The sequence below is a fragment of the Vibrio sp. V01_P9A10T6 genome (assembly GCF_963877065.1).
In the GTDB taxonomy this organism is placed as follows: Bacteria; Pseudomonadota; Gammaproteobacteria; order Enterobacterales; family Vibrionaceae; genus Vibrio; species Vibrio anguillarum.
The window spans coordinates 15590-27586 of sequence record NZ_CAWNTB010000154.1 but is presented as its reverse complement, the minus strand read 5'-3'; the positions used below and the strand labels follow the sequence as shown (position 1 = coordinate 27586).

Sequence of the window (11997 nt, the reverse complement as noted above, 5' to 3'; positions counted from 1 at the left end):
CGATTGACAGTGCATTTACGCTAAAACCTAGACTGGATGAATATTTGCAGCAAGGGATGAAGGATTCGGTTCCTTACGACATGTGCGTCAATATGCTCAAGCACGTTTTGCAAGTGGGGTAATCGATGGATAACGCACTCGAGTTTTTGCTTGACCAAGCCAAAGACAAAGAAGAAAAAGCCGTGATGGCGTTATCTAAATCGCGTGATGAGCTAGAGAGTTATTACAAGCAGTTAGCGCAGATTGAACAATACCGTCTTGATTATTGTCAGCAGCTTATGGAGCGCGGCATGTCAGGTTTGACGGCGAGCCAATATGGACACTTAAACCGATTTCTTACCCAGTTAGATGAAACCCTTGTCAAACAAAGAGATGCAGAACAACACTTCAAAAATCAGGTAGATAACTGCCAAGAGCATTGGATGGAAGTGAGAAAACAGCGACGCTCTTACGAATGGCTCATTGAAAAAAAACAGATAGAAGCGCAACGTCTGCAAGATAAACGAGAGCAGAAGCAGATGGATGAGTTTTCTACACTGCTCTTTAGCCGGCAACGTTCTAATCAACACAAGTTTTAAGCAACATAAGTTTTAATCAAAATAAGTTTTAAGTCACTGACGCCTCAAGTCGTCAACGTGTCCAATAAGATGGGTGTCATACTTTCTTATCGATATTGAAGGCTTGGCTCATTTCTTGCTTCTGACTAATCACGGAGTTCATTAGGTTAATCCACTGCGCCATCGTCAAAAAATGATGAAACATGGCTTACTGGCCAATAATGAATCCGCGTCATCCTCTGTTTTTAGTGCGAGCATCATGGATATGAATGTAAATATTACAACACCATCCGACACATCTAAAATGGCCAGCGTGAGTAAAGCAGGCTCTGATGCGGTGAGTGAAGGTTCTGAATCTCAAGGTTTTTTTGAAAAACTGACCGCCCTCATTATGGGTCGTAGCACTGAATCTTCGGCAGAAACTGACTTTAAGGCGCTTGATGAGGGAGCTGTGCTCACCGATGACGTGGCAGCCCAAAGTAGCGATGCCTTGTTAGATAAAGAACTTGGTGAGGCATTGAGTGAAGAGGCCGATGTTGATACCGTGCAAACAAAATCACCCCCTTCAGCAGAGGTTGATGACTCCGCTCTTCAGCTGAAAACTGCACAGGTTATGAGCGATGGCGATGAAATCCTTGGCCGTTTAAATAGCGCCAATCAAGCACTTGCTGACCAAAACGGCAAAACCTTGCCACAAAACACTCATCCGGTAGACGTGCAAATCGACGACAACGCAGGTGACTCCTCGGATCAAGTGGAGCAAAAAGCGCTAGCGGCTGCGCAAATATCAGCACAGGATGCATTCGCTAAACCCACTACTGAATCAGTAGCACCGGCGTCAGTGAATGAGCAAGCTCCATTATCTGATCAGCACATCACGGAACAAGATGCAGAGCGTGTGCTGCCTATTCAGCAGGGCAAAGAGCGTTTGATGGCTGCGGAAGGTTCACCTACGGCATCAAGCTTAAACGCAGAGACCGAAGAGAATAGTGAACTCATCCTGCCGGAATCAGTCCGAAAATTCATTCAGCCGCCTCAAGATACAAAGTCAGTGCAAGCAAGCGCTTTGTCGCAAGCGATAGAAGATGAGGCCACTTTACTTGCCACAACTGAAGTTGGCGATGCAACAGTCAACGCGGTGGCAAAAAGTGACAACGCCATGCCCATAGAGTCATCACCTTTGGTTGAAGCGCAAGCACTTGATTCACAATTGACGACAAATTTAGCAGAGGGCAAGCTACCTATTTCCCCATCCCCATCGGCGAATACACCTCAAACCGATTCGGAAAATGATCAGCAAGGACTGCCCACAGAGGAGTTATTGACTGCCGCTGCCATTCCTTGGGCGAACACAGTTGTTGCCGAAGGGCAAGCATTACCTCTAGATGTGGCACAAAGTGAAACGGTCCTCAAGGGTAAAAATACGCCAGTTTCATTAGCCCATTCTGTTCAGCAAGCCTTAGCTCAGCAACAATCTCAAACCATGCAGGCTGCCGTGGCGGCAGACAAAGCCGCACTAGCATCGTCACCTCTTGTGACAGCAAGCAATGAGTTATCCAATGTACAAATACAACAGTTAGCGAATGCGGCCGCGATACCAGCTGCAACCCATGCAGAATTGCCACTCAACCCCGCGCTATTCAAAGCCGGATTAGGCGCGAAAGCGTTATCGGGTGTGAATGATGCAGGGTCGGCTCAAGAGCAAAAAGAGGGCACATTAGCGCAGCAGCTTTCGAGTGCTTTGGGGCAACATGGTTTGAACGCGACGCAGAGCCGTGCTGACAACTTGCAAGCCGCGCAACAGCCTCCTTTGTTGCTTAACCGAGAAATGGCCAGTGAGCAAATGGCGGAACGGCTGCAAATGATGATGTCGAAAAACCTTAAACATGTCGATATTCGCTTAGATCCACCGGAATTGGGGCGTTTACAAATTCGTATGAATATGAATGGTGATCATACGACGGTTCATTTTACGGTCGCTAACCATCAAGCACGTGATGTGATTGAACAATCTATGCCAAGGCTACGAGAAATGTTGGCACAACAAGGTGTGCAGTTGGGTGAGACCTCTGTCCAACAACAGAGCGCTGGTCAGCAACAAGCGCGCTACACTGCCGACGGGGATGCCCAAGCTGGTCAATTGGCGCGCAACGGAAGCTATTTAGACGAAGAAAACCTTGATACAGACGTCAAACTTGATTTGAATGTCGCATCAAAGCGTGATGGAATCAGTTATTACGCTTAAACTAATATTAAAAATAACGACATAGAGAACATTATGGCCGATGAAGAGTTAGGCGCGGAAGCCCCCAAAGGGAAGAAAAAACTGCTGATTATCATTATTGCTGCCGTAGTGTTACTGCTTGGTGGTGGTGGTGCAGCTTTCTTTTTGATGAGCGGAGATGAGGGTGAAGCCACGAGTGAGCAAGCCCCCGCAGCGCAGCAAGCTTTGCCAACGGATCCTGTGGCTTACGTTAATATTGCACAGCCGTTTGTGTTTAACGTCACGGGTGATAAGAAAGATCGTTTGGTGCAAATCAAAGTGCAGTTGATGGTGCGAGGTTCAGAAAATGAAAGCCTTGCACGTTACCATTCACCTTTAGTGGAAAGCTCTTTACTGGCCACTTTTGCGTCTGCCACTGTGGAACAGCTTCGTAGCCCTACCGGGCGAATTGAGCTGAGAGATAAGGCGACCGATGACATTAAAGCGGCACTCACTAAAGCGGTTGGGCAACCTGTGATCGAAAAAGTGTTGTTTACTGATTTTGTAATGCAGTAGGTGAGAAGTGACTGATTTATTAAGCCAAGACGAAATTGATGCCCTGCTTCATGGTGTAGACAGTGTTGATGAAGCGGAAGACGATGACGATGTTGCCGATAAATCGGCGATTAACTTTGACTTCTCTTCACAAGACCGTATTGTCCGTGGGCGCATGCCTACGCTGGAGCTTATCAACGAACGTTTTGCTCGTCACATGCGTATTAGTTTGTTCAACATGCTGCGTAAAACGGCTGAAGTGTCGATCAACGGCGTACAGATGATGAAGTTTGGTGAATACCAAAATACGCTTTATGTTCCGACTAGTTTGAACATGGTGCGTTTTCGTCCGTTAAAAGGGACCGCGTTGGTCACGATGGAAGCGCGCTTGGTGTTCATTTTGGTAGAGAATTTTTTTGGTGGCGATGGCCGTTTCCACGCTCGAATTGAAGGGCGCGAATTTACGCCAACAGAACGACGTGTCATTCAATTACTGTTAAAAATTGTTTTCGGTGACTACAAAGAAGCTTGGTCACCAGTGATGGGCGTTGAGTTTGAATATTTGGATTCAGAAGTGAACCCAAGTATGGCTAACATCGTCAGCCCAACGGAAGTGATCGTAGTGAGCTCGTTTCATATCGAAGTCGATGGCGGCGGCGGCGATTTCCACGTGGTCATGCCTTATTCGATGGTTGAACCCATTCGTGAGTTACTCGATGCGGGTGTTCAGTCGGATAAAATGGAAACCGATGTACGTTGGAGTTCTGCACTGCGCGAAGAGATCATGGATGTACCCGTCAATTTCCGAGTCAATTTATTAGAACAAGACATTTCATTGCGTGACTTAATGGATCTACAAGTAGGCGATATCATCCCAATTAAAATGCCCAAAAACGCAACGATGTTTGTTGAAGAGCTGCCTACTTACCGAGTGAAAATGGGCCGCTCTGGTGAAAAACTGGCGGTTCAAGTCTCTGAAAAAATTAAACGCCCTGATGTAGTAAAAACGGATCTCGCCTTTTTAGGTAAAGACATCATGTCTGAATTTGAAGATGATGACGAAGAAGATAACGAAGAATAATAGAGTAGGTAACGAAGATGGAACCAAGTGACGACCAAAGATTGGCAGACGAATGGGCAGCCGCATTAGGGGAAGACCCATCCGCGCCTAGTATTGATGTAGATGAAATTCTGGCCGCGCCTCTTGATGAATTGAAAGACACTTCACCACCGATCACCGAAGATGAGCGCCGCAAACTTGATACGATCATGGACATTCCGGTGACCATTTCGATGGAAGTTGGGCGTTCGAAGATCAGCATTCGTAACTTACTGCAATTGAACCAAGGCTCGGTGGTTGAGCTTGATCGCATCGCGGGTGAGTCATTGGATGTGATGGTGAACGGCACCTTGATTGCTCATGGAGAAGTGGTAGTGGTTAACGATAAATTCGGTATTCGTTTAACCGATGTAATCAGCCAGACTGAGCGTATTAAAAAGCTGCGTTAGCATAACGTCAGCTTACGAAAAAGAAGTATTTGGATGAAAAAACTGATCGGTTTATTGCTCTGTTCAAGCCAAGCGATGGCAGCGCCGAATGATCACTTAGATTTAGCGACCACTTTCGGGTCGCTTTTGTTCGTTATTGCGCTAATTCTCTTTTTGGCTTGGGTGTTAAAACGAATGCGAGTGCCCACGTTCGGTAATCAAAAAGGGCTGAGTATTGTACGTCAACTGCCAGTGGGTACTAAAGAGCGTATCGTTATTGTGCAAGCGGGAGAAGAACAATTTCTCGTCGGAGTCACGTCACAATCCGTCCAATTGATCGCAAAATTAGATACCCCACTCAAACAGGAGGAGGCTGAGGTCAGTCCGTTTGCCGGTCAACTGACTCAGCTGCTAAAGAAAAATGACAAGAAATAGTCGCACGGCCTCATTGGGTTACCTTGCTCATCTATGGCATCTTTCTATGTTGCTGGTGGCATTATTGTTTACCCCGTTTGCGTTTTCAGAGCAAGAGTTAGCCACACCAATTCCTTCCAGCGCCGTAGGCGCAGAAACGGTGACAGTAACGGCGATGAATAAAGACAGTGGCGCCTCTAAAACGATAGCCGCTGGTAGCGTCAGTGGTGGTGGCGGTATTCCAGCATTTACCATGACGACCAATTCAGATGGCAGTCAAGATTACTCGATCAATCTACAAATTTTAGCCTTGATGACCATGTTGGGTTTTTTGCCTGCCATGGTCATTTTGATGACTTCCTTTACACGTATCGTGATTGTGATGTCGATCTTGCGCCAGGCAATGGGCCTGCAACAAACGCCGTCAAACCAAGTAATTATCGGCATCGCTATTTTTCTCACTTTTTTCATTATGTCACCAGTCATCAACGCCATTAATGAGCAAGCTGTGCAGCCATATCTCAATGAGCAGATGACGGCGCGTCAAGCGTTTGATACGGCTCAAGAGCCACTAAAAGCCTTCATGCTGAAACAGACGCGAGTCAAAGATTTAGAAACCTTTGTTGAGATATCGGGCTCTGACGCAACCAATCCTGAAGAGGTCTCGATGGCGGTGCTGATCCCTGCGTTCATCACCTCGGAGCTAAAAACGGCGTTTCAAATCGGCTTTATGCTATTTTTACCCTTTTTAATCATTGATTTAGTGGTGGCGTCTGTTTTGATGGCTATGGGTATGATGATGCTTTCGCCGATGATCGTCTCGCTGCCATTTAAACTCATGCTGTTTGTACTAGTGGATGGATGGAACTTGATCCTCTCAACGCTAGCCGGCAGTTTTGCTTTATAGCGGGGGCGCGAATGACTCCTGAAGTCTTTGTTGAGCTGTTTCGAGACGCACTGTGGATGGTGCTTATCATGGTGTGCGCCATCATCATCCCGAGTTTGTTGATTGGCTTAGTGGTCGCCATTTTCCAAGCCGCGACCTCAATTAACGAACAGACGTTGAGCTTTTTACCGCGTCTCATTGTGACGTTACTGGCACTGATGTTCTTTGCCCATTGGATGACGCAGATGTTGATGGAGTATTTCTTCTCTATCGTTGAACGGCTACCACAGGTACTGTACTAGGAGCTTGAATGGAGTACCCAACAAGCCTCGTTTTAGAGTGGATTGCTAGCTATTTTTGGCCCTACACTCGTATTTCCGCCATGCTGATGGTGATGTCAGTCACTGGGGCCCGCTTTGTTCCGACCCGAGTGCGACTCTACTTAGGTTTGGTGATTACCTTCGCCGTGATGCCCGCGATTCCTGCAGTTTCAGAGACCGTTGAACTACTTTCATTTAAAGGTTTTTTGACCACCTTTGAGCAGATTATTATTGGCGTTGCAATGGGCATGATCACCCAGTTTATAATCCAAACCTTTGTTATGCTTGGCCAAATATTGGGTATGCAAGCCAGCTTAGGTTTTGCTTCAATGGTCGACCCCGTAAACGGGCAGAACACCCCTTTGCTTGGTCAATTGTTTATGTTTTTAGCGACCTTGTTCTTCTTAGCAACCGATGGTCATTTAAAGATGATCCAACTGGTGGTATTCAGTTTCAAAACCTTGCCTATTGGCGATGGGGCATTAACGACCGTGGATTTTCGTGAGCTCGCATTGTGGCTGGGAATTATGTTTAAAGTGGCGCTGAGTATGTCTCTTTCTGGCATCATTGCGCTATTAACCGTCAACTTATCATTTGGTGTGATGACTCGTGCAGCCCCTCAGCTCAACATTTTCTCGTTGGGTTTTGCGTTTGCGCTTTTGGTCGGCTTGCTACTCTGTTGGTATATTTTAGGCGGCCTGTATAGTCACTACGAACTATTCTGGTTAGAAGGCGAGCAACAAATTTGTCGCCTTATCCGTATGAACTGTTAGGAGGCGCGTTTGGCAGAGTCAGACGGTCAAGAACGTACCGAAGACGCCACGCCCAAGCGATTGGACGAGGCGCGAAAAAAAGGTCAAGTCGCTCGTTCAAAAGAGTTAGCGTCCGTTTCGGTACTGGTGGTGGGTGCGATTGCATTGATGTGGTTTGGCGAATCGTTAGCCCGAGCCTTGTACGCTTTGATGGGTCGAATCTTCAACTTAAGCCGAGAAGAAGTGTTTGATCTCGGAAAGTTGTTTGATATTGCGTCTGGTTCTCTTGCGACCCTGATATTGCCACTCTCGCTTATCTTAATCACGTTATTTATTGCTGCATTAATTGGCGCGGCTGGCATTGGTGGAATTAACTTTTCTGTCGAAGCTGCGATGCCAAAACCCTCCAAAATGAACCCGCTCAGTGGCTTAAAACGTATGTTCGGTTTGCAAAGTTGGGTTGAGTTATTTAAGTCCATTTTAAAAGTACTGCTTGTTTCTGGCGTTGCTTTTTATCTGATCAATGCATCGAAAGAAGATCTATTTCAACTGAGCATGGATGTCTATCCACAAAATATTTTCCATGCGCTCGATATCTTACTCAACTTCGTGTTGCTGATCAGTTGTTCTTTATTGGTCGTGGTCGCCATCGATATCCCATTCCAAATCTGGCAGCACGCTGACCAATTAAAAATGACCAAGCAAGAAGTAAAAGACGAATACAAAGATACGGAAGGAAAACCTGAGGTTAAAGGCCGAATTCGGATGTTGCAGCGTGAAGCGGCCCAGCGGCGGATGATGGCGGAAGTGCCACAAGCGGATGTAATCATCACCAACCCAGAACACTTCTCAGTTGCGCTGCGCTATAAACAAAATACGGATAAAGCACCGATTGTGGTGGCTAAAGGCGTCGATCACATGGCGATGAAAATTCGTGAAGTAGCACGTGCGCATGATATACACATCATCCCCGCACCGCCTTTGGCTCGAGCGCTTTATCACACAACCGATCTTGAGCAGGAGATCCCCGACGGGCTTTTCGTGGCGGTTGCGCAGGTACTGGCTTATGTCTTTCAGCTTAAGCAGTATCGTAAACGCGGTGGCCAAAGACCCAAACTCGATGAGAATAACATGCCGATTCCACCGGATTTACGACATTAATCCTCATCGTTATGCTGGAGCAAAAGCGTTGATGCTGAAGTTAGCGTCAGTTTAAATCACTTATCAGGAATAGAAAGCAGCACCAATACCGCGCCATGCCCGCCAAATTCAAGGGGGGCTTGATGAAATGCCATCACATCAGGATGTTGAGCGAGCCAGAGAGGAACTTTTTGTTTGAGAATGTGTTTACCGATCCCATGTTGGACACAAGCGCAGTGAATATTTTCTTTCACACAATAAGCAACCATCGCCCCGAGCTCTCGTTTCGCTTCTTGCTGTGTCATGCCGTGCATATCCAAAAACACATCCGGCACATAGACGCCACGTCTTAACCGTTTAACTTCATATTTCGACACATCATCACGAGCATAGCGCGTCGGGCCTTCATCGCTGAGTTTTGGTATAAACTCATCGGAAAAATAAAATTCGGTATCGCTGGCTTCCCGCGCAATACGGCGGATTTCTTTTTGTTTGGGGTTTCTGTTTGGCGGCTGGATTATGGTATCCTGTCGCAACTTTTTAACGCCCTTTACTGCATCCCGAAACAAGTCGAAAGCGTCATCGTGTTCGGTCTCTTTTTGGCTCATTGGGTTTGGTCATTTTCTAACAGATCGATATTGGCAGTATTGTAGCGCTTTTCGGAGGCAATTTTGGATAAGATTTTTGTAGAAGAGGCGGTTTCTGAACTTCACACGCTTCAAGATATGATTCGTTGGACGGTCAGCCGTTTTAATGCCGCCAACTTATTTTATGGTCATGGGACCGATAATGCGTGGGATGAAGCCGTTCAGCTAATCCTACCGACACTCTATCTTCCGATTGATGTTCCTCCGCATGTACTGAATTCTCGTTTAACAGGCAGCGAACGTCTGCGTATTGTTGAACGGGTGATTAAGCGCATTAATGAACGTACTCCTATCGCCTATTTAACCAATAAAGCCTGGTTCTGTGGCCTTGAGTTTTATGTGGATGAGCGAGTACTGGTGCCACGTTCACCGATTGGCGAATTGATTGAAGCGCAGTTCCAACCTTGGTTGATCGACGAGCCTGTACGCATTATGGATTTGTGTACTGGCAGCGGTTGCATCGCCATTGCGTGCGCCCACGCTTTCCCTGATGCTGAAGTGGATGCGATTGATATCTCAACCGACGCACTGCAAGTGGCAGAGCAAAATATTCAAGATCACGGTATGGAGCAACAAGTTTTCCCGATCCGTTCCGATCTATTCCGTGATTTGCCAAAAGAGAAATATGACCTAATCGTGTCGAATCCACCGTATGTGGATCAAGAAGATATGAATAGTTTGCCCAAAGAGTTCAAACACGAACCAGAACTCGGCTTAGCCGCTGGTACCGATGGTTTGAAATTGGTGCGTCGTATTTTGGCCAATGCGGCGGGGTACCTCACTGATAACGGTATTTTGATCTGTGAAGTGGGCAATTCGATGGTGCATATGATGAACCAATACGACCACATTCCGTTTACTTGGCTTGAGTTTGAAAATGGTGGGCATGGCGTATTCATGCTAACTCGCCAGCAGTTGGTTGATTGCGCTAGCGACTTTGCGCTTTATATCGACTAATGCCGTACGCATAAAAAAACGCCAGCCACAGTGCTGGCGTTTTTTTATCCATTAGAAAAATACACATTGCTTTATTTTGGGGCTTTACATCATTTCGTAATAAAGCCACTATGAATCCACGAACAATAGAATGAAGCGGTGATAGGGAGCATGTCGCTCTGTGTCATCAATATTGAGGAAGTAATGGCAGGAAACAGTATCGGACAACATTTTCGGGTGATGACATTCGGAGAAAGTCACGGTATCGCACTAGGATGTATCGTCGACGGATGCCCTCCGGGCTTAGAAATTACAGAAGCTGACTTACAGATAGACCTAGATCGTCGCCGTCCTGGCACATCTCGCTATACAACGCAGCGCCGTGAAGCGGATGAAGTCAAAATTCTTTCTGGTGTATTTGAGGGGAAAACCACAGGTACATCGATTGGTCTATTAATTGAAAATACCGACCAACGTTCAACCGATTATTCAGACATTAAAGACAAGTTTCGCCCCGGTCATGCCGATTATACCTACCATCAAAAATATGGCATTCGCGACTATCGTGGTGGTGGCCGTTCATCAGCACGTGAGACAGCGATGCGAGTGGCAGCGGGAGCCATTGCGAAGAAATATCTCAAACAAGAATTTGGGGTTGAAATTCGCGCTTACTTGTCACAAATGGGTGATGTTTGTATCGATAAAGTGGATTGGAATGAAATTGAGAATAACGCCTTTTTCTGTCCAGATGCAGACAAAGTGGCGGCATTCGACCAACTGATCCGTGATTTGAAAAAAGAAGGTGATTCGATCGGTGCAAAGATTCAAGTTGTCGCGACAAACCTGCCTGTTGGTTTAGGTGAGCCGGTATTTGATCGTCTAGATGCGGATATTGCGCACGCTTTGATGAGCATTAATGCGGTGAAAGGGGTTGAGATTGGTGACGGTTTTGATGTCGTGCAGCAAAAAGGCAGCCAGCATCGAGATCCTCTAACACCGAACGGCTTTCGCTCAAATCATGCCGGCGGTATTTTAGGCGGTATTTCGACTGGGCAAGATATTGTTGCCAGTATTGCGCTTAAACCCACGTCAAGTATTACAGTACCTGGCGATACCATTACTCGCACGGGTGAACCCACACAACTTATCACGAAAGGTCGCCATGATCCTTGCGTTGGTATTCGCGCTGTGCCCATTGCCGAAGCAATGCTGGCGATTGTGTTGATGGACCACTTACTTCGTCATCGCGGGCAGAATTTTGCGGTTCAAACCGAAACGCCTAAAATCTAATCCAGCATAACCGAATTAAAATGAAAAGCGCCCTTCTTGTTAGGGCGCTTTTGTTTTAAGCAATTTTCTGTTTGACCAATTTCCGCGGCTGAATGAATTTTTTATCGAAACAAGTCAGCTAACTAACTAAATATCTAACATCGGATTGTGGTTAATGAATCTGATTTTCAGCATCAAGCTGGAAAGAAGGCAAACGCCATTTAAAACGCACTGCCGCCATACGCAATAAATAACCCACAATAAGCGTTACTATCGTGCTGGTGACATCATTGATGCCGAATGCGAGTAAGGTTAAATAAAGCCCTGAAGCGACTAATGAAACCGAAGCGTAGAGTTCTTCATGCAGTACCAGTGGCGTTTGTCTGCAGATTAAATCGCGTAATAACCCACCAAACACCCCAGTGACCAACGCAGAAACCATACAAATGCCGGGATGCAAACCCATGCCCATTGCGACTTTTGTGCCTATGATACTGAACACAATTAGCCCCAATGCATCTAAACGAATGAACAACCCTTTGAGTTTGATTACCCATTTAGCTAAGCCAGTGGTGAGAACGCCTGCGATACAGGTAATGGCTAAAAACTCCGGATTCTTCACCCAACCTAGCGGATAATGGCCGAGTAAAATATCCCTCACCGTACCGCCTCCAATCGCAGTGGCACTCGCTACTAACATCACACCGAACCAATCCATTTTTCGACGGCCTGCACTCAATGCGCCAGTCATCGCTTCGGCAGTAATACCAATAATATATAAAACACTGAGCAACATAATGCGGTACTCCGACAGCACTTCCTTAGGTATA

The 11997-nt window shown here is 46.4% G+C and carries 15 protein-coding genes; 13 read left to right on the top strand and 2 right to left on the bottom strand.

The genetic code is table 11. The features are described 5' to 3' along the window. From AACQ21_RS10190 to flhB, 11 genes are all read left to right on the top strand, one after another. Positions 1 to 122 (top strand): hypothetical protein (locus AACQ21_RS10190; RefSeq protein ID WP_181185588.1); only part of this gene is annotated, 122 nt, incomplete at its 5' end. A gap of 3 nt (positions 123 to 125) precedes the next feature. Next, positions 126 to 578: a flagellar export protein FliJ gene (gene fliJ, locus AACQ21_RS10185; RefSeq protein WP_013856313.1), complete on the top strand. Its 453-nt coding sequence runs from the start codon at positions 126 to 128 to the stop codon at positions 576 to 578. A gap of 172 nt (positions 579 to 750) precedes the next feature. Continuing rightward, positions 751 to 2802, top strand: coding sequence for a flagellar hook-length control protein FliK (locus AACQ21_RS10180; RefSeq protein WP_105977390.1), 2052 nt, complete (start codon positions 751 to 753; stop codon positions 2800 to 2802). Between the two features lie 33 nt (positions 2803 to 2835). Then, positions 2836 to 3336, top strand: coding sequence for a flagellar basal body-associated protein FliL (gene fliL, locus AACQ21_RS10175; protein ID WP_017045735.1), 501 nt, complete (start codon positions 2836 to 2838; stop codon positions 3334 to 3336). A 7-nt stretch (positions 3337 to 3343) separates the two neighbouring features. Further along, positions 3344 to 4396, top strand: a complete 1053-nt coding sequence (fliM, locus tag AACQ21_RS10170) for a flagellar motor switch protein FliM (RefSeq protein WP_013856317.1) — start codon at positions 3344 to 3346, stop codon at positions 4394 to 4396. Positions 4397 to 4413: 17 nt separating this feature from the next. Continuing rightward, positions 4414 to 4824, top strand: a complete 411-nt coding sequence (gene fliN / locus AACQ21_RS10165; protein WP_010318705.1) for a flagellar motor switch protein FliN — start codon at positions 4414 to 4416, stop codon at positions 4822 to 4824. A gap of 33 nt (positions 4825 to 4857) precedes the next feature. Next, a complete protein-coding gene (gene fliO / locus AACQ21_RS10160; RefSeq protein WP_105977389.1) occupies positions 4858 to 5238 on the top strand; it encodes a flagellar biosynthetic protein FliO in 381 nt (126 codons plus the stop codon). Beyond that, entirely contained in the window at positions 5225 to 6124 is a 900-nt protein-coding gene (gene fliP / locus AACQ21_RS10155) for a flagellar type III secretion system pore protein FliP (RefSeq protein WP_038170156.1), read from the top strand. The genes fliO and fliP overlap by 14 nt, the downstream gene beginning before the upstream one ends. Positions 6125 to 6135: 11 nt before the next feature. After that, the gene (gene fliQ / locus AACQ21_RS10150) at positions 6136 to 6405 is read left to right on the top strand and encodes a flagellar biosynthesis protein FliQ (protein ID WP_013856321.1); all 270 of its coding nucleotides are present in this window, start codon (positions 6136 to 6138) and stop codon (positions 6403 to 6405) included. A gap of 8 nt (positions 6406 to 6413) precedes the next feature. Beyond that, entirely contained in the window at positions 6414 to 7196 is a 783-nt protein-coding gene (fliR, locus tag AACQ21_RS10145; RefSeq protein WP_105977388.1) for a flagellar biosynthetic protein FliR, read from the top strand. Positions 7197 to 7205: 9 nt separating this feature from the next. Then, on the top strand, positions 7206 to 8336 hold the full coding sequence (flhB, locus tag AACQ21_RS10140) for a flagellar biosynthesis protein FlhB (protein WP_105977387.1): 1131 nt from the start codon (positions 7206 to 7208) through the stop codon (positions 8334 to 8336). 56 nt (positions 8337 to 8392) lie between these two features. On the opposite strand, the gene smrB is transcribed toward flhB, so the two are convergent. Then, on the bottom strand, positions 8393 to 8923 hold the full coding sequence (smrB, locus tag AACQ21_RS10135) for an endonuclease SmrB (RefSeq protein ID WP_013856324.1): 531 nt from the start codon (positions 8921 to 8923) through the stop codon (positions 8393 to 8395). Positions 8924 to 8986: 63 nt separating this feature from the next. Here smrB and prmB point away from each other — a divergent pair, with 63 nt between their 5' ends. Both prmB and aroC read left to right on the top strand, forming a co-directional pair. Beyond that, complete coding sequence (gene prmB, locus AACQ21_RS10130) at positions 8987 to 9919, top strand: 50S ribosomal protein L3 N(5)-glutamine methyltransferase (RefSeq protein WP_013856325.1); 933 nt, start codon at positions 8987 to 8989, stop codon at positions 9917 to 9919. Positions 9920 to 10102: 183 nt separating this feature from the next. After that, the gene (aroC, locus tag AACQ21_RS10125; protein ID WP_026028357.1) at positions 10103 to 11188 is read left to right on the top strand and encodes a chorismate synthase; all 1086 of its coding nucleotides are present in this window, start codon (positions 10103 to 10105) and stop codon (positions 11186 to 11188) included. Positions 11189 to 11339: 151 nt separating this feature from the next. On the opposite strand, the gene AACQ21_RS10120 is transcribed toward aroC, so the two are convergent. Then, entirely contained in the window at positions 11340 to 11963 is a 624-nt protein-coding gene (locus AACQ21_RS10120; protein ID WP_026027295.1) for a trimeric intracellular cation channel family protein, read from the bottom strand. Positions 11964 to 11997 lie beyond the last annotated feature (34 nt).

What these genes read in the sequence shown, in the direction of transcription:
- fliJ (WP_013856313.1), top strand. Translation starts at nt 126, where the DNA reads ATGGATAACGCACTCGAGTTTTTGCTTGACCAAGCCAAAGACAAAGAA.
- AACQ21_RS10180 (WP_105977390.1), top strand. Translation starts at nt 751, where the DNA reads ATGATGAAACATGGCTTACTGGCCAATAATGAATCCGCGTCATCCTCT.
- fliL (WP_017045735.1), top strand. Translation starts at nt 2,836, where the DNA reads ATGGCCGATGAAGAGTTAGGCGCGGAAGCCCCCAAAGGGAAGAAAAAA.
- fliN (WP_010318705.1), top strand. Translation starts at nt 4,414, where the DNA reads ATGGAACCAAGTGACGACCAAAGATTGGCAGACGAATGGGCAGCCGCA.
- fliO (WP_105977389.1), top strand. Translation starts at nt 4,858, where the DNA reads ATGAAAAAACTGATCGGTTTATTGCTCTGTTCAAGCCAAGCGATGGCA.
- fliP (WP_038170156.1), top strand. Translation starts at nt 5,225, where the DNA reads ATGACAAGAAATAGTCGCACGGCCTCATTGGGTTACCTTGCTCATCTA.
- fliQ (WP_013856321.1), top strand. Translation starts at nt 6,136, where the DNA reads ATGACTCCTGAAGTCTTTGTTGAGCTGTTTCGAGACGCACTGTGGATG.
- fliR (WP_105977388.1), top strand. Translation starts at nt 6,414, where the DNA reads ATGGAGTACCCAACAAGCCTCGTTTTAGAGTGGATTGCTAGCTATTTT.
- smrB (WP_013856324.1), bottom strand. Translation starts at nt 8,923, where the DNA reads ATGAGCCAAAAAGAGACCGAACACGATGACGCTTTCGACTTGTTTCGG.
- aroC (WP_026028357.1), top strand. Translation starts at nt 10,103, where the DNA reads ATGGCAGGAAACAGTATCGGACAACATTTTCGGGTGATGACATTCGGA.
- AACQ21_RS10120 (WP_026027295.1), bottom strand. Translation starts at nt 11,963, where the DNA reads ATGTTGCTCAGTGTTTTATATATTATTGGTATTACTGCCGAAGCGATG.